Genomic DNA, 22,787 nt, shown 5'->3' on the forward strand with positions numbered 1-22,787 from the left:
GCCGCAGCCCGCGGCGCCCGCGCCGGCCCCCGCCCCGCCGGCGCAGCCGTCGGCACCGCAGTCGTACCCGTACGTGACCCCGCCCATGGGCTATCCGCAGCCGCAGCCCCACCACCCGTCGTATCCGTACGGGACGCCGGCGCCCGGCTACACCCCGCCGGCCGGCTCGACGGGGCCGATGCCGTATCCCGGCGTCGGCTATCCGCCGGTGGCGCACCACCCGGTGGCCCCGATGGCGGCCGTGTACATGCCGGTCGCGCCGTACGGGGTGGACGCGTACGGGCGGCCGCTCTCCCACAAGTCCCGGGTCACCGCCGGCCTGTTGCAGCTCTTCTTCGGCACCCTCGGCATCGGCCGCTTCTACCTGGGCCACGTGGGCATCGGCATCGCCCAGCTGTTCACCTGCGGCGGCTTCGGGGTCTGGGCGCTGATCGACGCCATCGTGATCCTGGTGAGCCGGAACACCACGGACGGCCAGGGCCGGATCCTGCCCTGAGGCGTCGGCCCGTCGCGCCGCCCGGGCCCGGGCCCGGGCGGCCTAACGGAAGCGGGCGCTCGGCATGGAGCCGCGGACGACGCCTTCCCCGGGCCCGGTGCCGGGCGGGGGCGGACCGAGCAGCCGCGGCCGCACCGCCGGCCGGGCCAGGCGGCGGACGGGCGGCGAGGCGAGGGCCGCCGAGGCGGCCACCGCGAACGCCACCACCGCTGCCTGGTCCAGCCAGCCGTCGACCCAGGCGAACGCGTCGGCGGCGTTCAGCGGGCGCAGCAGCAGGGCGTGCAGCAGGTAGATGTAGCTGCCGCCGGAGCCGAGGTAGGTGACGACAGGCAGCGGGCGGCGCGGCACGAGCCGCACGGCGGCCAGCACCATCGCCATGCCGCCGAGCAGCACCGCGCAGCGGACCGTCGCCGCCACCTCGACGCCGCCCGGCAGGCCGAGCTCGGCGTAGGTCAGCCGGAACTCCAACAGGTCGCGGCCGACCAGGTCGCGCCCGAACCACGCGGCGGTGAACGCCACCGCCAGCAGCGCCGCTGCCGGGGTCCGGGTGCGCGGCGCCCACAGCCATGCGTCGAGGTCGCCGCGCCGCAGCTTCCAGCCGAGCAGGAAGAAGGGGAGGAAGACCAGGGCGCGGGAGAACGCGAACGGCAGCGGGTCCAGCGGCAGGAAGCCCGCGACCAGCGCGGCGGCGAGCGAGGTCGCCAGCGGGTGGGGCAGCCGGGCCAGCCAGGGCAGCGCCAGCCGCCACAGGATCAGCGCCTGGAGGAACCACAGCGTCCAGGCGGCGTTGTGGATCTCCTTCGCCCAGAACGCGTCGGCGTGGGACATGGCCCATATCTGCAGCCATGCCAGGAGTTGGATGGTGAGGAGCGGGGCGAGCAGCGTCACCGCCAGGCCCCGGGCGCGGCGGCCGGGCAGCGGCGCGGAGCTGCTGAAGTAGCCGGCGAGCAGCGCGAAGAGCGGCACGCGTAACGCCCACGTGGCGACGTACAGCCAGTGCAGTCCGTCGCGCTCGCGCAGGGTGTCGGTGAGGTGGATGAGCAGGACGCCTGTCCCGGCGAAGTAGCGGAGGGTGTCCCAACGGGCTTCGCGCACCATCGCGTCGTGTCCTTTCAGGGCAGCGGCATACCGTGTAAGTACGCGGTATGTTCGCGTGTTGGGTGTGGTGAGGGTGGTGTGACTGGTGTGGGTGGTGTGGGTGTGCTTGCGTTACGGCGTGGCGGGCCCGGTCAGGCGGGCGTGACCAGCCGCGCCTCGTAGGCGAAGACCGCCGCCTGAGTGCGGTCACGCAGCCGCAGCTTCACCAGGACGCGGCTGACGTGCGTCTTGATCGTGGACTCGGCCACCCGCAGGTGTTCGGCGATCTCGGCGTTCGACAGGCCCTGCGCGATGAGCGCGAGCACCTCGGTCTCCCGCTCGGTCAGCTCGCCGATCCGCTCCCGCGCCGGGGGTCTCGGCATGGCGCCCATCCGGGAGAACTCGCTGATCAGCCGCCGGGTGACGGTCGGCGCCAGCAGCGCCTCCCCGGCCGCGACCACCCGCACGCCCTCCGCCAGCTGCCGGGCGGAGGCGTCCTTCAGCAGGAAGCCGGAGGCGCCGGCGCGCAGCGCCTGGTACACGTACTCGTCGAGGTCGAAGGTGGTCAGCACCAGCACCCGCGACGCCTCCGCCGCCATGATCGCCCGCGTCGCCTCGATGCCGTTGAGCACCGGCATGCGGATGTCCATCAGCACCACGTCCGGGCGCAGTTCGGCGGTCCGCTCCACCGCCTCCCGGCCGTTGACCGCCTCGCCGGCCACCTCGATGTCCGGCTGGGCGTTGAGGAGCACCGAGAACCCCTCGCGGACCATCATCTGATCGTCGGCGATCAGCACCCTGATCGTCATGTGCCGCCCCCTCGCTCGCCGTTGTCCCCCGCGTCCCCCTCGGGCGCGTGCCCTGGCACGGGTATGAAGACGGCCGTCTCGTACCCGCCGCCGTCCGCCGGCCCGGCGGTCATCTCGCCGCCGAGCATCGCCACCCGCTCCCGCATCCCCGTGATGCCGTGCCCCGCCCCCGGCGAGGGCGGCGCCTGCTCCGTCGCCGGCCCGTTCACGATGCGCAGGCCGAAGCCCCCCAGCACATAGCTGATCTCCACCCGCGCGCTCGCGCCCGGCGCGTGGCGCATGGTGTTGCTCAGCGCCTCCTGCACGATGCGGTACGCCGACAGCTCGATGCCCTGCGGCAGTTCGCGCACCGCGCCGGTGACGGCCTTCTCCACCGGCAGGCCGGCCTCGCGCACGTTGTCCAGCAGCCCGTCGAGCGCGGCCAGCGTCGGCTGCGGCGCGTCGGGCGCCTCGTAGTCCTCCGCGCGGACCACGCCCAGCACCCGCCGCAGCTCGCTCAGCGCGACCAGGGCGTTCTCCCGTATCGTCGCGAACGCCTTCGCCAGCTCCGGCGGTGGGTTCTCCACCCGGTACGGTGCCGCCTCGGCCTGGATCGCGACCACCGACATGTGGTGCGCCACCACGTCGTGCAACTCCCGCGCGATGGTGGTGCGCTCCTCGAGCAGCGTGCGCTTGGATCGCTCCCGCGCGGTGACCGCGACCTGTTCCACCACCTCCCGCCGCGTCTCCGACCAGCCGCGCACCAGGAGCACCGCGAGCAGGGCCGGGAAGGAGACGATGACCATGGCGCCGCTGGTCGAGGCGTACCAGCTGTCGCCGGTCAGCTCGAAGCCCAGGCCCAGGGCGGCCGTCAGCAGCCACATCTCGGCGGCCACCCGGGGCCGGGACCTGGCGGCGACCGTCATCATCACGGCGAGGTGGCAGACGAAGGTGCTCGGCGTCCACGGGACCGACTCGCCCCAGGTCGTGTTCGCCGCCAGGAGCCAGCTGACCGCGAACGACAGCCACCAGGCGCCCATGTGCCACTGGAGGCAGCAGAGCAGCGTGAAGCTGATGAGCAGGGCCTCGATGTTGTCGGGTTGCTGTCGCGTCCCGAAGATGTCCCACCCGCCCACCGTCGCCATCCCCAGCGCGAAGGCCAGCACCAGGATCACGCCGTGCGGCAGCCATCGCGCGGTCGCCCGCAGGCTCTCCGGCACCCGCTGGAGCTGTGGCAGCGTCTCGGGCAGCGGCCGCAGGGGCCGGGCGGCGAAGGCCCCGTCGAAGAGGTCCCGCCGCAGGGTGCGGAAGAACCCGATGGCGGTGCGGAGTTCGCCGCGGAGGCTTGCGTCGGTGGAAGGGCGCATGCTGTCGGTCACACGCAGAACCGTATAGACCGACGCTTTCGGCGACGTCACCCCAGACGGTGAATCGGCCGCGTACATCTCAAGGATGACGCGGACCCGCCGCACGACGGGCCCCCTGGGCCGATCCGGGTGGCGCGTCCGACGGGCGAGCCCCGGGCGGCGGGATCACGACATGGTCGCGACGCCCACCTGCGTGCCGCGTACCGCGTCGGCGAGCGGGGTGTCGCCGGTGACGCCGAGGCGGCCGGCCAGGACGGCGTCCTCGGTGGTCAGTTCGCCGTCGGCCAGCTCCCGGCAGGTGGCGGCGTCCAATGCGAGGCGGGCGTCCGCGTACTCCAGCGCGCCGTCGCGGTAGGCGATCCGGCCCTCGCCCAGCAGCAGGTGGAAGATCCCCTCCGGGAGCCGCACCTCGACCGCGCCCGTGTGTTCGGCGGCCAGCGGGCGCAGTCGGCGCATCAGCGGGATGGCGAACCAGTGGGCGCGCACCGCGTCGGTGGGCCGGCGCTCGCCCAGCGCCGGGCCGCCCCAGCCGGCCAGCGCGCTCAGCACCGGCAGCAACTCGCGGCCCTGCGGCGTGAGGTCGTAGACGTACGCCACGCCGGGGGGAGCGAGCCGGCGGCGCGTGACGAGCTCGTCCCGCTCCATGTCCCTGAGGCGGGAGGCCAGCATGTCGGTGCTGACGCCCGGCAGATCGGCGTGCAGGTCCGTGTAGCGGCGCGGGCCGGCCAGCAACTCCCGCACGATCAGCAGGGTCCAGCGGTCACCGACGGTGTCGAGGGCGCGCGCGATGGCGCAGTACTGGTCGTAGCTTCGGCGAGGCATGTGCGCAGTGTAGAAAGATTTGGTTGGACTTTCCAAGTCGTCACTTGGTAGAACCAAGTGGACGCTACGCACAGGAGGTCCGTCCCATGGAGTTTCGGCAGTCGAGCAAGCTGAGCGAGGTCCTGTACGAGATCCGCGGGCCGGTGATCGAGCACGCCAACGCCCTGGAGGAGGCCGGCCACAGCGTGCTGCGCCTCAACACCGGCAACCCGGCGCTCTTCGGATTCGAGGCGCCGGAGGAGATCCTCCAGGACATCATCAGGATGCTGCCGCAGGCCCACGGCTACAGCGACTCCCGCGGCATCCTCTCCGCCCGCCGCGCCGTGGCCCAGCACTACCAGCAGCGCGGCATGCCGGACGTCGGCGTCGACGACGTCTTCCTCGGCAACGGCGTCTCCGAACTGGTCTCGATGGCGGTGCAGGCGCTGGTCGAGGACGGCGACGAGATCCTGATCCCGGCCCCCGACTTCCCGCTGTGGACGGCCGTCACCACGCTCGCCGGCGGCAAGGCCGTGCACTACCTGTGCGACGAGGCGTCCGACTGGTACCCGGACCTGGCCGACATGGCCGCGAAGATCACCGACCGCACCCGGGCCGTCGTCATCATCAACCCCAACAACCCGACGGGCGCCGTCTATCCGCGCGAGATCGTCGAGGGCATCCTCGACCTCGCCCGCCGGCACCACCTGATGGTGTTCTCGGACGAGATCTACGACAAGATCCTCTACGACGACGCCGTCCACCACAGCGCCGCGCCGCTCGCCCCCGACGTGCTCTGCCTCACCTTCTCCGGCCTCTCCAAGGCGTACCGGGTGGCCGGCTTCCGCGGCGGCTGGCTGGTGGTCTCCGGGCCGCGCCAGCACGCGAAGAACTACCTCGAAGGGCTCACCACCCTCGCCTCCATGCGGCTGTGCCCCAACACCCCGGCCCAGCACGCCATCCAGGCCGCGCTCGGCGGCCGGCAGTCCATCGAGGACCTGCTGCTGCCCGGCGGCCGGCTGCGCGAACAGCGCGACGTGGCCTGGGAGAAGCTCAACGAGATCCCCGGCGTCTCCTGCGTCAGGCCGCGCGGCGCGCTCTACGCCTTCCCCCGGATCGACCCCGAGGTCCACCCGATCGTCGACGACGAGCGGTTCGTGCTCGACCTGCTGCTCCGCGAGAAGATCCAGGTGGTCCAGGGCACCGGCTTCAACTGGCCGCGCCCCGACCACTTCCGCATCCTCACCCTGCCGCACGCCGACGTGCTGGAGTCCGCGATCAGCCGCATCGGCCGCTTCCTCGCCGGCTACCGGCAGTAGCGCCGGCTACCGGCAGTAGCGCCGGCTACCGGCATGAGACCCGGGGCCGGTCGTCAGACGAAGCGCAGGTGCGGCCGGCGGCGCAGCCGCGCCGCGGCCAGGGCCGCCGCCACCGCGAGCAGCAGCAGCGCGCTGCCGAGACCGTGCGCCAGGCCCCGCGACAGGTGGTCGACGGAGACGTCGTCCACGGCGTAGGTGGAGAGCTCCCGGCTGAACCAGAAGGGCAGCAGCCGGGCCACCGGGTCGGACGGGTCCAGGGTCATCTGGGTGCCGACCACGGTGAGCAGCACCAGGGTGCCCTCCATGTCGCGTGGCAGCAACGCGGCGACGGCGAGGCCGAAGGGCGCGGCCACCGCCACCATCAGCGCCATCGAGAGGGCGACGGCGCCGTGCCCGACGTCCGGCTGGTCGAGGCGGATCAGCAGCAGGTAGGGCGCGGAGAGCACGAGGCCGAGCAGCCAGAGCGCGGCGAGCCGGCCGAGCAGCAACTGGTGGGTGGCGTACCCGGTCAGCCGCAACCGGGGTTCGAGCGCCCGGCTCGCGGTGCCGGTGAACAGCGCGGCGGTGCTCAGGGCCCAGCCGAGCCCGAGGCAGACGAAGCGCACGGACTGCCCGAGGTGGTCGCCGCGCCGGGTGAGGTAGAAGGCCAGCGGCATCAGCAGCAGGATCAGCAGCACCCCCCGCCGGCGGGTGATCTCCCGCAGCGTCATCTCGGCGACGGTGCGGGTCCTGGTCAGCACGGAACGGCCTCCTTGGGCGTCAGGTCGAGGACGGTGTCCACCCGGTCGAGCTGGTTCAGGAGGTGGGTGACGATCACGATCGCCCGGCCGGCGTCGCGCCAGCGCCACACCTGCTGCCAGAAGTCGAGGTAGCTGCCGCGGTCGAAGCCCTGGTAGGGCTCGTCGAGGAGCAGTACGTCGGGTTCGCCGAGGCCGGCCATGACGAGGTTGAGCTTCTGCCGGGTGCCGCCGGAGAGGTGGCGGGCCTGGGTCCTGGTGGCGCCGTCCCAGTCGAGCTCGGCGGCCGCGGCCAGGCCCGCCGCGCGGGCCCGGTCACGGGGCAGCCCCCGGCCGGCGCCGACCAGCACGAAGTGCTCGTCGGGCCGCAGGAAGTCGACGGTGCCGTGGTACTGCGGGCAGTAGCCGATCGTGCCGCGCACCCGCACCCGGCCGTGGTCGGCGCCGACCAGCCCGGCACAGATGCCGAGGAACGTGCTCTTGCCGCAGCCGTTGGCGCCGACGACGGCGGCCACCTGGCCGGCCCGGACGGTCAGGTCCACGTTGTGCAGCACCCGTCGGCGGCCGTAGCCCTTGCCGATGCCGCGGGCGTCCAGGCGTATCCCGCCGGCGGGCGCGCGGGTCTCCTCGGCCCAGCGGGCCGGGCCGAGGCCCTCGGCCACCGCCGCCGCGTACTCCTCGGGCGGTCCGAAGGCGCGGAGCGGCGCCTCACCGCTCTCCCGCAGGTGGGTGGCCGCCTCGGCGACCACCGGGGCGGCGTGCTCGGCGGCGATCCCGCGCCGGTCGAGCTCGCCCGCCAGCACGGCGAGCCATCTGTCCTGGTTCACTCAGCCAATCCCTCTCGCATGATCGCCTCGACGTCGGCGACGAACGAGGCCCAGCCGGCGGCGGACTCGCGCAGCACACGCTCGCCCTCCTCGGTGAGCCGGTAGTACTTCCTGGCCGGGCCCGCGTCGCCGCCGCGCCAGTGCGCCGCGATCAGGCCGGTCCTCTGCAGGCGCAGCAGCATCGGGTAGAGCGTGCCGCCCTGCACGGGGCCGAGCCCGGCGGCGCCCAGCGACTGGGCGAGTTCGTATCCGTAGGACTCGCGGCGCGCCAGCGTGGCCAGCACGCACAGGTCGAGCACGCCCTTGAGCCACTGAGTGCGTCTCTCCTGGTGCACGGGCAGGAAGGTAGCACAACAAGCTAGCTTGCGTTGCGATCTAGTCGGGCCGCGGCCGCCCAACCGCCCTTCCACGGACGGCCTTTATCCCTGCCGTTTGTCGGGTACTGATCAAGACGTCTCGACTGCTTCGTCTCGATGAGGAGATGGGTGATGGTGCGGACGCTGACCAGACGTGCCCGGGCGACGATCGGGGTGGCGGTCGCCGCCGCCGCGCTCGCCGCCTGCGGCGGATCCGACGCGGACGGCGACGGGGGAGCCGTTCGGCTCACCATCTCCGCCAACGCGGTGCTCGACGGCAAGAACACCGAGGAGGCGGCCTGGATCGAGGACTGGGTGATCCCGGCCTTCGAGGAGGAACAGCGCGCCGCCGGGGTGGAGGTGGACGTCGAGTTCGAGCCCAGCGGCGTCGACGACGAGCAGTTCAAGACGCGCCTCGCGCTCGACCTCCAGGCCGGCTCGGGCCCCGACATCATGACGCTCGACGGCATCTGGGTCGGCGAGTTCGCGCAGGCCGGCTACCTGGAGCCGCTGCCCGCGTCGGCACAGCCCGGCGGCTGGGACGGCTGGGAGCAGATCCCCGAGGCCGTCCAGCAACTGGCCGCCTACGACGAGCAGTTGTACGGCATCCCGTGGGGCACCGACGGCCGGGTGCTCTTCTACAACCAGGAGCTGTTCGCCCAGGCCGGGCTCCCCGCAGAGTGGCAACCCACCAGCTGGGCCGAACTCCTCGACGCCGCCGAGGCGTTGGGCGAACTCGACGGCGTCACCCCGATCCAGCTCAACGCCGGCACCGCGATGGGCGAGGCCACCACCATGCAGGGCCTGCTGCCGCTGCTCGCCGGCGCGGGCGAGCCGATCCACGACGGCACCGGGTGGACCGGCGCCAGCCAGGGACTGGTCGCCGCCCTCGGCCTCTACCAGGACGTCTACGGCGGCGGGCTCGGCGACCCCGTGCTCCAGCAGGAGACCCAGGGCCGCGACCGGTCCTTCCAGAAGTTCGCCGACGACGAGATCGGCATCCTCGTCGAAGGCGACTACTTCTGGCGCAGCGTGATCAACCCCGAGGGCGGCACGGCGCCGATGGAGGACCGCGACGACACCGTCGGCTGGGCCCTCATCCCCGCAGAGACACCCGGCGCCGGCGTCGAGGGACGCGACTTCGCCAGCATGTCGGGCGGCAGCGTGCGCGCCGTCAACCCGGCCAGCGACCAGGCCGAACTCGCCTACGAGCTGCTGACGTTCATGAACTCGGCCGAGGCCATCACCGCCGCCGCCCAGGACAGCGCGCGGATCACCGCCCGCGAGGACGTCAACGCCACGGTGCTCGCCGACGATCCGATGCTGTCCTTCATCGCCGACGAGGTGCTGCCGCTGACCACCTTCCGGCCGCCGCTCGCCGAGTACCCGCAGGTGTCGGTGCTCCTCCAGGAGGCCACCGGCGCGGTGGCGGCCGGCGACCGCACCCCGGCGGAGGCCGCCGACGAGTACGCCGCCGGCCTCGGGGAGGTCGCGGGCGGTGCCGGCTGACGCCGCCGGGCTCGGCCGGGCCCGGGCGGCCGCCTTCGTCGCGCCGGCGCTGCTGCTGATCGCCGGCTTCCTGGTCTTCCCCGCCCTGTGGACGATCTACCTCGGCATGACCGACTACCGGCTCACCGGCCTGGCCGCCGCCGAGCCCGCCTTCACCGGCCTCGACAACGTGCGACGCGCCCTGGACGAGGACCAGTTCACCCACTCCCTCGGACTGACCCTCCAGTTCGTCGTCGGCTCCGCGGTGCTCGGCCAGGCCCTGCTCGGCTTCGCCATCGCCTGGCTGCTGCGCGAGCGGCACGGCGCGCTGCGCCGGCTGGTCGAGGCGCTGGTGCTGCTGGCGTGGATCCTGCCGGGATCGGTCGTCGCCTTCCTGTGGATCGCGCTCCTCGACCGGGAGGACGGCACCCTCAACGCGCTCCTCGGCACGCCGGGCACCGCCTGGCTCGTCGAGCACCCGATGGCCGCCATCATCGTCTTCAACATCTGGCGCGGCACCGCCTTCTCGATGATGCTCTACGCCGCCGCGCTCAGCTCCGTGCCCCCGTCCCAGCTGGAGACGGCCAGGCTCGCCGGCGCCTCGTCCTGGCAACAACTGCGCGACGTCGTCCTGCCCCGCATCCGCGGCCACGTCCTGACCAACCTGCTGCTGATCAGCCTCTGGACCTTCAACGACTTCACGCCCTTCCTGCTCACCAACGGCGGCCCCGGCGACGAGACCGAGATCATGCCGGTCTTCGTCTACAAGACCGCGCTCTTCAACGGCGAACTCGGCTACGGCGCCGCGCTCTCCGTGCTGATGCTGCTGGTCAACCTGGTGATCGCGCTGGTCTACGTGCGGTTGCTGCGGGCTCGGGAGGCCGCCTCGTGAGCCCCCGGGAACTGCTCGGCCGCGTGGGCCGCTACACGCTGCTCAGCCTGGTGCTCGCGTTCTTCGCCCTGCCACTGCTGTGGCTGGCCACCGCGCCCTTCGACCGCACCCCCGAGATCGCGGCCTCCTGGCCCGAGTTCACCCTGGACAACGTCCGCGAGCTGCTGGACAACGAGAACGCGCTGCGCTCGCTGCGCAACTCCGTGCTGCTCGCCGGCGGCACCTGCGCCCTGGTGGTGACACTCAGCGCGCTGGCCGCCTACGCCCTCAGCCGGGTGCGGCTGCCGGGCCGGGACGGCCTGCTCTACGCGCTGCTGCTGCTCTCCTCCATCGTCACCGGCACCGCCGCCATGGTGCCGCTGTTCAACCTGGCCTACGAACTCGACCTGATCGACTCCCGGTTGGGCGTCATCCTGGTGCTCACCGGCGGGCTGCTGCCCAGCGCGATCTTCATCCTCAAGGACTTCACCGACGCCACCCCGGTCTCCTACGAGGAGTCCGCCCGGGTCTTCGGCGCCTCGCCGCTCCAGATCGTCCGGCACCTCGTCGTCCCGCTGATCCGCCCAGGCCTGGCCACCATCGGGGTCTGGTCCGTGGCCCAGGTGTGGGGCAACTTCCTCATCCCCTTCCTGCTGCTGCGCTCCCCGGAGAAGTCGCCGGCCGCGGTGGTGATGTACACGTTCTACACCGAGGGCGGGCAGCCGGACCTGGCCCTGATCTCCACCTTCTCGCTGCTCTACTCGCTGCCGGTGGTGCTGATGTTCCTGTTCGTCTCGTCCCGGTACGGGTTCCGCTTCCACGGAGGGATCAAGCGCTGATGGCGGCGATCGCACTCACCGGCCTCACCAAGGACTACCCGGGCGGCGTCCGCGCCCTGGACGGCCTCGAACTGGACGTCGCGGACGGCGAGTTCTTCGCCCTGCTCGGCCCGTCAGGATGCGGCAAGACCACCATCCTGCGGACCATCGCCGGCCTGGAGGAGGCCACCGCCGGCACGGTCGTCATCGGCGGCGACGACGTGACCCGGCTGCCGCCGGGACGCCGGGACGTGGCCATGGTCTTCCAGGACTACGCGCTCTTCCCGCACATGACCGTCACCGACAACGTGGCCTACCCGCTGCGGATCAGGAAGGTGCCCACCGCGGAGCGGCGCGGCCGTGCCGCCGAGACGGCGGGGCAGCTCGGCCTCACCAAGCAACTCGACCGGCGACCTGGCCAGTTGTCCGGCGGTCAGCAGCAACGCGTGGCGCTGGCACGGGCGATGGCCTGCCACCCGAGGGTCTTCCTCTTCGACGAGCCGCTCTCCAACCTGGACGCGCGGATGCGGCTCGAAGCGCGCACCTTCCTGAAGCGGCTGCAACGCGAGCTGGCCGTCACCACCGTCTTCGTCACCCACGACCAGGCGGAGGCGCTGGCGCTGGCCGACCGCATCGCCGTCCTGTCGGACGGCCGGGTCCGCCAGGTCGGCACCCCGACCGAGGTCTTCCGCCGCCCCGCCAACACCTTCGTCGCCTCCTTCATCGGCTCGACCCCGATGAACCTGCTCCCCGGCACGGTCACCGCCGGCGCCCGGGTCCTGGTCGGCGACGCGGCCCTGCCGGCCCCGGTCGGCGAGATCGCCCCCGGCACGCCGGTGGTCTACGGCATCCGCCCCGAGTACCTCCGCCTCACCCCGACCGCCGGCGAGGACACCGTCACCGGCGAGATCACGGTGGTCGAGAACCTGGGCAGCACCCAACTCCTCACCCTGGAGGGCCCGGCCGGCACCGTCCAGGTCGTCGTCCCCGAGGACAGCGAGGCCGCACCCGGTGCCCCGCTCCACGTCGTCCCCCGCGCCGACCGCGCCCTCCTCTACCGACCGGACGGGGACGGCGAACTGCTCACGAACTGCCCGACGCCAGGTGGTGCCGCCCCCGGAGCGTGAGGACCAGGGAGGCGACGATCGCCGAGAGTACGGAGCCGATGAGGACGGCGGCCTTGACGTGCTCCGCCAGGGCCGGCTGGTCGGCGAAGGCCAGCTCCGCGATCAGCAGCGAGACCGTGAAGCCGATGCCGGCCAGCATCGCCCCGCCCGCCACGTCGGCCCAGCCCAGCGTCGGGTTGAGCCGCGCCCTGGTGAACCGCGCCGTGAGGTAGGTGGCGCCGAAGACGCCGATCACCTTGCCGAGGAAGAGGCCCCCGATCACGCCGAGCGGTTCCGGCTCGGTGACCATGTCGGCCAGCACCGCGCCGGAGACCGGCACCCCGGCCGCGAACAGCGCGAACAGCGGCACGCACAGACCGGCCGAGATCGGGTGCACCAGGTGCTCCACGCGCTCCGCCGGCGACTCCTTTTCGTACTCGCCGGCCGTCACGCGGAGCAGCATGCCGATCGCCACGCCGGCGATCGTGGCGTGCACTCCGCTGTTCACCATCAGCACCCAGATCACCAGGGCCAGCGGCACGTAGAGGTACCAGCCGTGTACGTTCCGTCGGTGCAGGGCGTAGAAGACCGCGAGGCCGGCCAGGGCACCGGCCAGCGCCCACAGGTTCAACGCCGACGTGTAGAAGATCGCGATGACGAGGATGGCGATCAGGTCGTCCACGATGGCGAGGGTGAGCAGGAAGGTGCGCAGCGCCGACGGCAGGTTCCGTCCGACGACGGCCAGCACGCCGAGCGCGAAGGCGATGTCCGTGGCCATCGGTACGGCCCAGCCGTTCAGGTCGCCCCCGCCGCCGGCGGCGAACGCCGTGTAGATCAGCGCCGGCACCGCCATGCCGCCGACCGCCGCGACCACGGGGAGCAGCGCGGCCGCCGGCCGGCGCAGCTCGCCGACCACCAGCTCCCGTTTGAGCTCGATGCCGGCGACGAAGAAGAACACCGCGAGCAGCCCGTCGGAGGCCCAGTGCCCCACGGAGAGTTCGAGCCCCAGGGGTGGAATGTCCAGGTGGTGGTCGCGGAGCGAGAAGTACCAGTCGCTCGTCGGCGAGTTCGCGAGGATCAGGGCGACGGTGGCGGCGATGATCAGCATCACGCCGCCGGAGACCTCGAGCCTCAGGTACTCGGCGACGGAGCGGCGGTTGCGGGTCTCTTCCGCGTTTGACTTGAACGACGGCAGCACGAACGTGGCCTTTTCGGGTCGACGACATTGCCCGCCGACCAGACTTCCCGGCACACCTTCGACCTCGCGGGATCCGCGTCCTGACGTCGCCTTAACACCGTACCCCGGGTGGCTCGATCCTGCCCACACCCCCGGGAACCGTCCGCCGGCCGGTGCCGTCTAGCAGAGCGGGGCGCCGGGACTATCGCGTGATCGCGTTAATGTCGTATAAAGATCCTGGAGGGGAACGGGGGATCGCATGGGGGACTTCTTCGACACGGCCACACACTTTCCGGCCGTCGTGTTCACGTTTCCCTTCGTCGTGGTCCTCGCCTTCTGGCTGTTCTCGCTGGTCTTCGGCGTCGGTGCCTCCGTCGCCGACTCGGCGGAGCCGACCGCGGACGGGGCCGGTGGGGCGCTGTCCGCGATCGGGCTCGGCGGGGTGCCGGCCGCGATCTCCGTCTCGCTGGTGATCGCCGTCGGCTGGTTCGCCGCCATGGTCGGCGCCGAGTTGGTCGAGCCCGCCGTCGGGCGCGCCCTGGTGGTGCCCGCCGCGTTACTGCTCGGCTGGCTGGGCGCCCGGCTGCTGGCGCTGCTGCTGCGACCCGTCTTCATGGGCGAACGCGGCGTCTACCACGAGGACTTCGTGGGCCGGGTCTGCCTGGTGCGGACCAGCACCGTCACGGCGAGTTTCGGCCAGGCCGAGGTCACCGCCGACGACGGCGGCACCGCCGTCATCCAGGTCCGCGCCGAGGGCCCGGAGGGCGAGGAGCTGACGGCCGGCGCCCGCGCGCTGATCTTCGGCTACGAGCCGGAACGCGCGTTCTTCTGGGTCGCCCCGTACGACGCGGGGCCGGCGCAGAACCAGCCGCGCGGCTGAGCCGTCTCACCTCGCGCACCCCGGAACTCCACCGAACGACCATCGCGACACCACACGACCATCACGTGTTCCGCCCCCGGCCACCGGCGCGGCGGAACCGACATCGCAGAGAGACGAGGGGGGCCTCGCTCATCGTGGACACCATCGGAACCAGCTTCGGCGTGCTCGTCGCCGCCATCCTGATCATCGTCGTCGTCACCCTGTTCCTGCTCAGCCGGCTGTTCCGCAAGGTGGAGCAGGGCAAGGCACTCATCGTCTCCAAGGTGCGCAAGGTCGACGTCACCTTCACCGGCGCCGTCGTGCTGCCCGTGCTGCACCGGGCCGAGGTGATGGACATCTCCGTCAAGGCCATCGAGATCGGCAGGACCGGCAAGGAGGGCCTGATCTGCAAGGACAACATCAGGGCCGACATCCGGATCTCGTTCTTCGTCCGGGTCAACAAGACCGTCTCGGACGTCATCAAGGTGGCCCAGGCCATCGGCACCGAGCGGGCCAGCGACCGGGCCACCCTCCAGGAGCTGTTCAACGCCAAGTTCTCCGAGGCGCTGAAGACCGTCGGCAAGCAGCTGGAGTTCGCCGACCTCTACACCAAGCGCGACGAGTTCCGGGACCGCATCATCTCCGTGATCGGCACCGACCTCAACGGCTACAGCCTGGAGGACGCGGCCATCGACTACCTGGAGCAGACCCCGCTCGCCCAGCTCGACAAGGGCAACATCCTCGACGCCCAGGGCATCCGCAAGATCACCGAGCTCACCGCCGTGCAGAACGTCCTCACCAACGAGTTCCGGCGCACCGAGGAGAAGGAGATCACCCGGCAGAACGTCGAGGCCAGGGAGGCCGTCCTCGAACTGGAGCGGCGCCAGGCCGACGCCGAGATCCGGCAGGCCCGCGAGGTCGCGACCTCGCGGGCCCGCGAGGAGGCGGAGACCGAGCTGGTGCGGGCCGAGGAGCGGCTGCGCTCCGAGACCGCGCGGATCAGGACGGACGAGCAGCTCGGCGTCCAGGAGGAGAACCGCGAGCGCGAGGTCGTGGTGGCCCGGCTCAACCGGGACCGGGTCGTGGCGGTCGAGCAGGAGCGCATCGAGAAGGACCGCGTCCTCGAGGTGATCGTCCGCGAGCGGGAGACCGAGCTCAGCCGCATCGCCAAGGACAAGGAGCTCGAGGGCGAGAAGCGGGAGATCGCCGACGTCGTCCGGGAGCGGATCGCCGTCGAGAAGACCGTGGCGCAGCAGGAGGAGGAGATCAAGCGGCTGCGCGCCGTCGAGGAGGCCGAGCGCACCCGGCAGGCGCTGGTCATCCAGGCCGAGGCGGAGGCCCAGGAGCTGCTGGTCAAGGACATCAAGGCCGCGGAGGCCGCGGAGCAGGCCGCCGAGCACCGCGCCCGGCAGGAGCTGACGATGGCGGAGGCCCGCCGCAAGGCCGCCGACCTGGACGCGCAGTCCGCCATCCGGCTCGCCGAGGGCCGGCGGGCCGAGGTGGCCGCCGAGGGCCTGGCGGAGGCCGAGGTGCAGGAGCGGATGGCGGACGCCGTCGCCCGCACCCGGCACGTCGAGGCGGAGGCCGCCAAGGAGCTGGGGCTCGCCGAGGCCGAGGCCTCCCGCGAGCGGGGCATCGCCGAGGCGGTGGCGCTGCGCGAGCGGATGCAGGCCGAGGCCGAGGGGCTCAAGGACAAGGCCGCCTCGATGGCCGCGCTGGACGCCGCCAGCCGCGACCACGAGGAGTACCGGCTCCGCCTGGAGGCCGAGAAGGAGGTGCGGATCGCCGGCATCGACGTGCAGCGGAAGATCGCGGAGGCGCAGGCCAGCGTCGTCGCCGCCGGACTGGAGAACGCCAGGATCGACATCGTCGGCGGCGACACGGTGTTCTTCGACCGGCTGGTGGGCGCCATCTCGGCCGGCAAGAGCCTGGACGGCTTCCTCGACCGCTCCGAGCACGCGCGGGCCATGGCCGGCCCCTGGCTGGACAAGGAGGACTCCACCTTCACCCGCGACCTGTCCGCCATGGTGGCCGGGCTCGGCCCCGCCGGGATGCGCGACCTCACTCTGGCCGGGCTGCTCGGCCGGCTCGCGACCGGCGGCGGCGAGCACGCCGGCCGGTTCGCCAAGCTGCTGAAGTCCGTGCAGGCCCAGGGCCTCGGCGACACCTCGCTGGCCGAACTGGCGGGTTCGGTGCCCGTCGCCGCCACGACCGCCACGACCGCCACCAACAACGCGGTGAAGCTGGCCAAGTAGGTGCCGGCGCGGCGCCCCCTCGGGGCGCCGCGCCCGCCCACGCCAGCCGCCGACGAGAAGCGTTCACGTGAACGAGGGGGAGCCGAACGTGACGACCGCCCACCAGCCGACCGGCGCCGAGCCCGCCGCCGACCTGGACGCCGGCACCTACGAACTGCTGCGCGACCGGCTGCGGTCGGCCGCCACCGAACTCGCCGACCGCGCCGGCACGCTCAACGCGCGCCGCGTCGAGACCTTCGGCGGCCGGGACCTCACGCTGCTCGCCACCGACCGGGTGCGCACCGGGGAGCCGGCCGTCCCCCGCGAGGTCGTGGCGGTCGGCGGGCTGCTGCTGATCGGCTACCGGCCGCCCACCGACCGGCCGGTGGCCGCCGCGCCCGGCGACGTGCTCGCCCTGTACCGGGTCACCGACGAAGGGCTGACCCCCGCCCCCGAGGACGCCGTCCCCGGGCTGCTCGACGACCCGGCGTTCCGGCGGGACTTCGCCGACCTCTACCGCTACTACCGGCAGGCCAGGCTGCTGCGGCTGCGCACCGCGGGCTCGCTGCTGCTCGCCGTCTTCCAGACCGGCGAACGCGCCAGCGACATCCGGGCGTTCCGCTGGCGGCTGACCCCCGAAGGACCGCCGAGCTACCTCGACGCCCAGGGCGAGCGCGACCATGTACCGCCCCCCGCCCACGACTTCACCTGGCACGAGATCGACCGCGCCGACCACGTCCCCGGCCCCCCACCACACGCGGTCGTCGACGGCACGCTGCTGGTGTCCACCGTGGGCGGCGAGTTGAGCGTCAGGACCGCCGCCGACGCCGAGGCCGGCCGCGAAGGCTACCGCGAGCCGGTCGCCGAACCGCTCCAGTCGCTGGCCGACGCCCGGATCGCCTGGGCCAGGTTCGGCCCGCTGCTCCTGCTGCGGGTGCGGCCCTACAACGAGCCGGACCACCGCCACCTGGTGCACAACACCCGCACCGGCGAGACGGTCAGGCTCGACGGCGTCGGGCAGGCGTGCCGGGCGCTGCCCGAGGACCAGGGCCTGGTCTTCCCCGGCGGCACCTACCTGGCCGCCGCCCCGGCGGGCGCCGCGGCCCGCACCTTCGACGTCGACGCCCGCGGGCTCGCCTTCGAACGGGTCGTCCGCTCGCCCAACGGCGAGGACGTGCTCTACGTCTTCCTCGCCCCGGACAGCGGGCGCACCCTGCTGCTGCCCTACAACCTGATCGCCGGCGAGGTCGCCAACCCGCTGGTGGCCCGCGGCCACGCGCTGCTCGACGACGGCACCATGGCGCTGGTCCGCGAACCGGCCGGCGGCGACCAGCCGGGCCTCGTGCACACCGTGCAGCTGTGGCGCACCCCGTTCGTCTCCGAGACCTACGCCGCCGCCCGCCCCGCCGGCACCGGGCCGCTGGCCAGGATCGGCAACGCCGACCTGGTGCGCGGCGTCTCCGACGCCCTCACCGTCGCCCGGATGGCCACCGAACTCGCCCCTGGCACCGCCGTGTTCGAGGCCATCGTGGCCGCCTGCGACCGGCTCACCGACCAGTACCACTGGCTGCCGCTCGACGGCCTCGCCGCCCTGCACGAGCCGGTGGCCACGCTGCGGGAGACCGCCGACGCCGTCGTCGCCGAGTACGCCCGGGTCACCGAGGCCCAGCGGCAGGCCGACGAGGCGCTGGCCACCGCCGACACCGAGCTGACCGCGCTGCTGCGGCGGGCCCGCGGCGAGGCGCCGCGCGCCGCCGAGGAGTGGGTCGCGCTGCTCACCCGACTCCGCCGCGCCCGGGGCAGGTTGGAGTCGCTGCGCGAGGTGCGCCGGATCGACCCGGCCGCGCTGACCGCGCTCGGCGAGCGGGTCGCCGAGGGCCTGGCCGCCACCGGGCGGCGCGCCGTCGCCTTCCTGTCACGCCCCGACGCCTTCGACGCGACCGGCGCCGCCATCGAGGCGCTCGCCGAGGAGGCCGCGGCCCTCACCACCGCCGCCGGCGCCGAACCCCTCGCCGCCAGGATCGCCGAGCACGCCGAGGGACTGCACGCCGTCACCGACGTCGTCGGCGGCCTCGACATCGCCGACGCCGTCGTCCGCACCGCCCTGCTGGAGCGGATCGGCGCGGTGCTCGGCGCCGTCAACCGGGCTCGCGCCGTCCTCGACCGGCGCCGCGCCGAACTGGCGCACGCCGAGGGCCGCGCCGAGTTCGCCGCCGAGTACGCCCTGCTCGGCCAGGCCGTGGCCGGCGCCCTGGCCACCGCCGACACCCCGGAACAGTGCGAGGAACACCTCGGCCGGCTGCTGCTCCAGGTGGAGAACCTGGAGGCCAGGTTCGGCGCCTTCGACGACTTCCTGACCCGACTCACCGAGCAGCGCGAGGAGATCTACGAGACCTTCGCCGCCCGCAAGCAGGCGGCGCTGGACGAGCGCGCCCGACGGGGACAGCGCCTCGCCGCCTCCGCCGACCGGATCCTGGCCACCATCACCCGCCGCGCCACCCGGCTGCCCACCCTGGACGAGGTCAACGCCTACTTCGCCACCGACCCCCTGGTGACCCGCGTCCGCGCCACCGTCGACGAACTGCGCGCCCTCGACGACACCGTGCGCGCCGACGAGCTGGCCGGCCGCCTCAAGGCGGCGCGCCAGGAGGCCGGGCGGGCACTCCGCGACCACGCCGACCTGCACGCCGCCGACGGCACCGTGCGGCTCGGCCGGCACCGCTTCTCCGTCACCCCCGGCACCATCGACCTGACGCTGCTGCCGCACGACGACGGCCTCGCCTTCGCCGTCACAGGCACTGACTACCGGGCCCCGCTCGACCCCGACTCCGACGGCGAACTCTTCGCCGGCACACGCGAGTTCTGGGACCAGCCGGTGGTCTCCGAGGCCGCCGACGTCTACCGCGCCGAGACGCTCGCCGCCCGGCTGCTCACCGACCCGGGACCGGCCGCCCTCGACCGCGCCGCCGCCGACGGCAGCCTCCCGGAACTGGTGCGCGCCGCCGCCGAGGCCGCCTACGACGAGGGCTACGACCGGGGCGTCCACGACCACGACGCCACCGCCATCCTGCGCCGGCTGCTCCCCCTGCGCGCCGCCGCCGGGCTGCTCCGCTTCCCGCCCGACGTCCGCGCCGCCGCCCAGCTGTTCTGGGCGCACCACCCCGCCGCCGCGGCCCGCACCGGCTGGGCGGTCCGCGCCCAGTCGCTGGCCCGCGCCCGCGCGGCCTTCGGCGCCGGCACCCCGGCCGTCGCCGGGCTCGCCGAGGAACTCGCCACCGCCGCCCGGGAGTTCCTGCCGGCCGCCCTGGCGCCCACCGCGTCCGGGGCACCCTGGCGGCTGCTTGGCGACTACCTCTTCGAGGAACTCGCCGCCGGCGGCCCCGTGTTCGTCGCCGGCGCCCCGGCCCGCGCCCTGCTCGACGACTTCCGCGCCGCGCTCGGCTCCACCGGCGTCAAGGAACTGGCCCAGGACCTGCGCGCGCTGGACGACGACCTGGCCGCCCGCCACCAACTGCTCACCGCCTGGCTCGCCGCGTTCGCCGCGGACGCCGGCCACGCCACCGACGACCTGTCGGAGGCCGTCGCCCTCGACCTGTGCGCCGACCGGCTCGACCACCGCCCGCTCGACGCCCCGCTCACCGCCGCCGCCACCGGCCTGCTCGGCGCACACGCCCGGCTGACCGGCGGGGAACTCCCCCTCCGCCTCGACGAGTTCCTCACCCGCACCGCCGAGTTCACCGCCCACCGGATGCCCGCGCACCGCGCCTGGACCCGCCGCCGTTCCGCGCTGCTCGACGCCGAACGCGAGCGGCTGCGGCTGGCCGCCTACCGCCCGCGGGTGCTCACCACCTTCGTCCGCAACCGGCTCATCGACGAGGTGTACCTGCCGCTGATCGGCGACAGCCTCGCCAAGCAGCTCGGCACCGCGGGCGACGAACGCCGCACCGACAGCCAGGGCCTGCTCCTGCTGCTCTCCCCGCCCGGCTACGGCAAGACCACGCTCCTCGAATACGTCGCCGCCCGCCTCGGCCTCGCCCTGGTCCGCGCCGACGGCCCGGCCCTCGGGCACGGCACCACCTCCCTCGACCCGGCGGCCGCGCCGGACGCCGCGGCCCGCCGCGAGGTCGAGAAGATCAACTTCGCGCTGGAGATGGGCAACAACGTGCTGTTGCACGTCGACGACATCCAGCACGTCTCACCCGAACTGCTGCAACGTTTCATCCCGCTGACCGACGCGCAGCGCCGGGTGGACGGGGTGCGCACCGCGGACGGCCGGCCGGTCACCTACGACCTGCGCGGCAAGCGGTTCGCGATCTGCATGGCCGGCAACCCGTTCACCGAGTCGGGCACCCGGTTCCGCGTCCCCGACATGCTCGCCAACCGCGCCGACGTGTGGAACCTCGGCGACGTGCTCAGCGGCCGGGAGGAGCTGTTCGAGCTCAGCCACCTGGAGAACGCGCTGGCCGCCAACCCGGTCCTCGCCCCGCTCGCCGCCCGCGACCGGGCGGACGTCGACCTCCTGGTCCGGCTCGCCCGCGGCGACCGCACCGCCTCCGCCGACCGGCTCGTCCACCCCTACGACGCCGCCGAACTGGAGCGCGTGCTGACCGTGCTGCGACTGCTGCTGCGCGTCCAACGCACCACGCTGCGGGTCAACGCCGCGTACATCGCCTCGGCCACCCAGGAGGACACCGACCGCACCGAGCCGCCGTTCCGCCTCCAGGGCTCGTACCGGGACACCAACCGGCTGGCCGAGCAGGTGCTGCCGGTGATGACCGACGCCGAGGTGGAGGCGCTGATCGACGACCACTACCGGGCGGAGGCCCAGGCCCTCGCCAGCGGCGCCGAGGCCAACCTCCTCAAGCTGGCCGAACTGCGCGGCCGCCTGACCCCGTCGGAGGCCGAGCGCTGGGCCGAGCTCAGGCGCAGCCATCTCCGCCGGGCTGGGGCCAAGCTGTAGAGGAGCTGTGACAGAACCGCCGTAGAACCTGGCCGACCCTGGTAGGAGCATGGGTGGCACCGGGGGAGACGGTGTCACAGGTTCGTCGGTTCCGGGGGTGTTTCGGGTGTCACGGCCGTCCGACTGGAGTCCGGTCGACTTGGACTCGGACCCGACGCCCGGCGACCCCGAGGAGGTCAGGTCACTCGCCGACCAACTCCAGACGTTCGCCGACGATGTCGGCGAGGCGCTGGGCCGGGTGCGGGGGATGTCCGAGGACCGGGCGGTGCTGGACTGGGCCGGGTTGTCGGCCGAGGCGTTCCGGTCGGAGTTCGACGGGGTGCCGGGCAACCTGGAGAAGCTCCGGACCTCCTACGACCTGGCGGCGCGGGCGCTCGGCACCTACTGGCCGAAGCTGGAGACCGCGCAGGGCATGGCCGACCGGGCGTTGGACCGGGCGATCGCGGCGCAGGCCGATCTGACCTCCGCGCAGGGCGCGCTGTCGGACGCGGAGGGCTGGGTGTCGCGGGCCGGGGACGAGGCCGAGCGGCTGGAGCGCGAGGGCGAACGCGAGGACGTGGAGCCGCCGTCCGAGGCGGACGTGCGGGCCGCGACCCGGGACGCGACGGCCGCCGGGCAGGCGCGGTCCGACGCCCAGGGGCGGGTGGACTCCGCCGAGGAGGCGCTGTCCGCGGCGCGTGAACTCGCCCGCCAGGCCAAGGAGATGCGGGAGGACGCCGCCGGCACCTGCGCCTCCGACCTGGACGAGGCGTCGGACGCCGGCATTCAGAACCGCCGTTGGTGGGAGGACGCGATCCACTGGGTGTCCGAGAACTGGGACACCATCGTCGAGATCTGCAAGGTCGTCGTCGCCGTCCTCGGCATCGTCGTGATGATCATCGGCGGCCCGCTGGCCTGGGTCGTCCTCGCCGCCGCCCTGGTGGTGTTGGCCGACACCCTCTACGACTACGCCAACGGCCAGGCCACCCTCCTCGACGTCGCCTTCGCCGCCCTCGACTGCATCCCCGGCATGAAGGGCCTCACCACCCTGGGCGGGCTGGCCCGCGGCGTCCGCTCCCTGGGCTCGACCGGGCTGCGTGGTCTGCGGCAGGGCGCGCTGGGCCTGGGGCGCCGCACCCGTGGCGAGGGCATCCCGATGAACGGCCGCACCGCCTGCGGCGACCCGGTCGACATGGCCACCGGGGAGCTGTTGATGTCCGCCACGGACGTCGAACTCCCCGGCGTGCTGCCGCTCGTCATCGAACGCCACCACATCTCCTCCTACCGGCACGGCGGTTGGTTCGGCGCCTCCTGGGCCTCCACCCTCGACCAACGCCTCGTCCTCGACGACCACGGCGCCCGCCTGTTCACCGCCGACGGCATGATCCTGCTCTACCCCAGGCCCCTGCCCGACGCCCCCGTACTCCCCGTCGAAGGACCACGCTGGGAACTCGGCTGGGACGGCGCCTCCCACGGCCAACTCACCGTCCACCAACCCGAGACCGGCCACACCCTCCACTTCGGCCC

At 73.3% G+C, this 22,787-nt stretch carries 18 protein-coding genes; 10 read left to right on the forward strand and 8 right to left on the reverse strand.

Annotated features, from left to right (window positions below):
• A partial coding sequence (locus E1283_RS07910; RefSeq protein WP_425086142.1) for a TM2 domain-containing protein occupies positions 1-496 on the forward strand: 496 nt, incomplete at its 5' end.
• Positions 497-538: 42 nt separating this feature from the next.
• On the opposite strand, the gene E1283_RS07915 is transcribed toward E1283_RS07910, so the two are convergent.
• The 4 genes from E1283_RS07915 to E1283_RS07930 form a co-directional block, all read right to left on the reverse strand.
• A complete protein-coding gene (locus E1283_RS07915; RefSeq protein ID WP_132817192.1) occupies positions 539-1,594 on the reverse strand; it encodes an acyltransferase family protein in 1,056 nt (351 codons plus the stop codon).
• 131 nt (positions 1,595-1,725) lie between these two features.
• Complete coding sequence (locus E1283_RS07920) at positions 1,726-2,382, reverse strand: response regulator (protein WP_132817193.1); 657 nt, start codon at positions 2,380-2,382, stop codon at positions 1,726-1,728.
• Complete coding sequence (locus tag E1283_RS07925; protein ID WP_132817206.1) at positions 2,379-3,728, reverse strand: sensor histidine kinase; 1,350 nt, start codon at positions 3,726-3,728, stop codon at positions 2,379-2,381. Before E1283_RS07925 ends, E1283_RS07920 begins: the two co-directional genes overlap by 4 nt.
• A 165-nt stretch (positions 3,729-3,893) precedes the next feature.
• Entirely contained in the window at positions 3,894-4,550 is a 657-nt protein-coding gene (locus tag E1283_RS07930; protein WP_132817194.1) for a winged helix-turn-helix transcriptional regulator, read from the reverse strand.
• An 86-nt stretch (positions 4,551-4,636) separates the two neighbouring features.
• Between E1283_RS07930 and E1283_RS07935 the strand changes: the two genes are divergently transcribed.
• Positions 4,637-5,848, forward strand: a complete 1,212-nt coding sequence (locus tag E1283_RS07935) for a pyridoxal phosphate-dependent aminotransferase (RefSeq protein ID WP_132817195.1) — start codon at positions 4,637-4,639, stop codon at positions 5,846-5,848.
• A 53-nt stretch (positions 5,849-5,901) separates the two neighbouring features.
• Here E1283_RS07935 and E1283_RS07940 read toward each other — a convergent pair whose 3' ends face one another.
• The 3 genes from E1283_RS07940 to E1283_RS07950 are packed head-to-tail and all read right to left on the reverse strand — an operon-like array spanning position 5,902 to position 7,747.
• Positions 5,902-6,588, reverse strand: coding sequence for an ABC transporter permease (locus E1283_RS07940; protein WP_243744675.1), 687 nt, complete (start codon positions 6,586-6,588; stop codon positions 5,902-5,904).
• Positions 6,582-7,412 (reverse strand): ATP-binding cassette domain-containing protein, encoded by an 831-nt coding sequence (locus E1283_RS07945; protein ID WP_132817196.1) that lies wholly within the window; start codon positions 7,410-7,412, stop codon positions 6,582-6,584. Before E1283_RS07945 ends, E1283_RS07940 begins: the two co-directional genes overlap by 7 nt.
• Positions 7,409-7,747: a PadR family transcriptional regulator gene (locus tag E1283_RS07950; protein ID WP_132817197.1), complete on the reverse strand. Its 339-nt coding sequence runs from the start codon at positions 7,745-7,747 to the stop codon at positions 7,409-7,411. The genes E1283_RS07945 and E1283_RS07950 overlap by 4 nt, the downstream gene beginning before the upstream one ends.
• A gap of 153 nt (positions 7,748-7,900) precedes the next feature.
• Between E1283_RS07950 and E1283_RS07955 the strand changes: the two genes are divergently transcribed.
• The 4 genes from E1283_RS07955 to E1283_RS07970 are packed head-to-tail and all read left to right on the forward strand — an operon-like array spanning position 7,901 to position 12,072.
• Entirely contained in the window at positions 7,901-9,277 is a 1,377-nt protein-coding gene (locus tag E1283_RS07955) for an extracellular solute-binding protein (protein ID WP_132817198.1), read from the forward strand.
• Positions 9,267-10,148, forward strand: coding sequence for a carbohydrate ABC transporter permease (locus E1283_RS07960; protein ID WP_132817199.1), 882 nt, complete (start codon positions 9,267-9,269; stop codon positions 10,146-10,148). The genes E1283_RS07955 and E1283_RS07960 overlap by 11 nt, the downstream gene beginning before the upstream one ends.
• Positions 10,145-10,966 (forward strand): carbohydrate ABC transporter permease, encoded by an 822-nt coding sequence (locus E1283_RS07965; RefSeq protein ID WP_132817200.1) that lies wholly within the window; start codon positions 10,145-10,147, stop codon positions 10,964-10,966. Before E1283_RS07960 ends, E1283_RS07965 begins: the two co-directional genes overlap by 4 nt.
• Positions 10,966-12,072 (forward strand): ABC transporter ATP-binding protein, encoded by a 1,107-nt coding sequence (locus E1283_RS07970; protein WP_132817201.1) that lies wholly within the window; start codon positions 10,966-10,968, stop codon positions 12,070-12,072. Before E1283_RS07965 ends, E1283_RS07970 begins: the two co-directional genes overlap by 1 nt.
• Here the strand turns inward: E1283_RS07970 and nhaA are convergent.
• A complete protein-coding gene (gene nhaA, locus E1283_RS07975) occupies positions 12,029-13,246 on the reverse strand; it encodes a Na+/H+ antiporter NhaA (protein ID WP_207930330.1) in 1,218 nt (405 codons plus the stop codon). The two genes, E1283_RS07970 and nhaA, sit on opposite strands and share 44 nt — an antisense overlap.
• Positions 13,247-13,487: 241 nt before the next feature.
• Between nhaA and E1283_RS07980 the strand changes: the two genes are divergently transcribed.
• The 4 genes from E1283_RS07980 to E1283_RS07995 all read left to right on the forward strand — a co-directional run.
• Positions 13,488-14,108 carry a DUF1449 family protein gene (locus E1283_RS07980; RefSeq protein ID WP_132817202.1) on the forward strand — a complete coding sequence of 207 codons (621 nt, stop codon included), beginning with the start codon at positions 13,488-13,490 and terminating at the stop codon, positions 14,106-14,108.
• A gap of 134 nt (positions 14,109-14,242) precedes the next feature.
• Positions 14,243-16,342, forward strand: a complete 2,100-nt coding sequence (locus tag E1283_RS07985) for a flotillin family protein (protein WP_243744676.1) — start codon at positions 14,243-14,245, stop codon at positions 16,340-16,342.
• 88 nt (positions 16,343-16,430) lie between these two features.
• The gene (locus E1283_RS07990; RefSeq protein ID WP_132817203.1) at positions 16,431-21,281 is read left to right on the forward strand and encodes a DNA repair ATPase; all 4,851 of its coding nucleotides are present in this window, start codon (positions 16,431-16,433) and stop codon (positions 21,279-21,281) included.
• Between the two features lie 139 nt (positions 21,282-21,420).
• Positions 21,421-22,787: DUF6531 domain-containing protein (locus E1283_RS07995; protein ID WP_132817204.1), on the forward strand; the 1,367-nt coding region annotated here is incomplete at its 3' end.

The sequence above is a fragment of the Streptomyces hainanensis genome, assembly GCF_004348415.1.
GTDB lineage: Bacteria > Actinomycetota > Actinomycetes > Streptomycetales > Streptomycetaceae > Streptomyces > Streptomyces hainanensis.

What these genes read in the sequence shown, in the direction of transcription:
- E1283_RS07915 (WP_132817192.1), bottom strand. Translation starts at nt 1,594, where the DNA reads ATGGTGCGCGAAGCCCGTTGGGACACCCTCCGCTACTTCGCCGGGACA.
- E1283_RS07920 (WP_132817193.1), bottom strand. Translation starts at nt 2,382, where the DNA reads ATGACGATCAGGGTGCTGATCGCCGACGATCAGATGATGGTCCGCGAG.
- E1283_RS07925 (WP_132817206.1), bottom strand. Translation starts at nt 3,728, where the DNA reads ATGCGCCCTTCCACCGACGCAAGCCTCCGCGGCGAACTCCGCACCGCC.
- E1283_RS07930 (WP_132817194.1), bottom strand. Translation starts at nt 4,550, where the DNA reads ATGCCTCGCCGAAGCTACGACCAGTACTGCGCCATCGCGCGCGCCCTC.
- E1283_RS07935 (WP_132817195.1), top strand. Translation starts at nt 4,637, where the DNA reads ATGGAGTTTCGGCAGTCGAGCAAGCTGAGCGAGGTCCTGTACGAGATC.
- E1283_RS07955 (WP_132817198.1), top strand. Translation starts at nt 7,901, where the DNA reads ATGGTGCGGACGCTGACCAGACGTGCCCGGGCGACGATCGGGGTGGCG.
- E1283_RS07970 (WP_132817201.1), top strand. Translation starts at nt 10,966, where the DNA reads ATGGCGGCGATCGCACTCACCGGCCTCACCAAGGACTACCCGGGCGGC.
- E1283_RS07980 (WP_132817202.1), top strand. Translation starts at nt 13,488, where the DNA reads ATGGGGGACTTCTTCGACACGGCCACACACTTTCCGGCCGTCGTGTTC.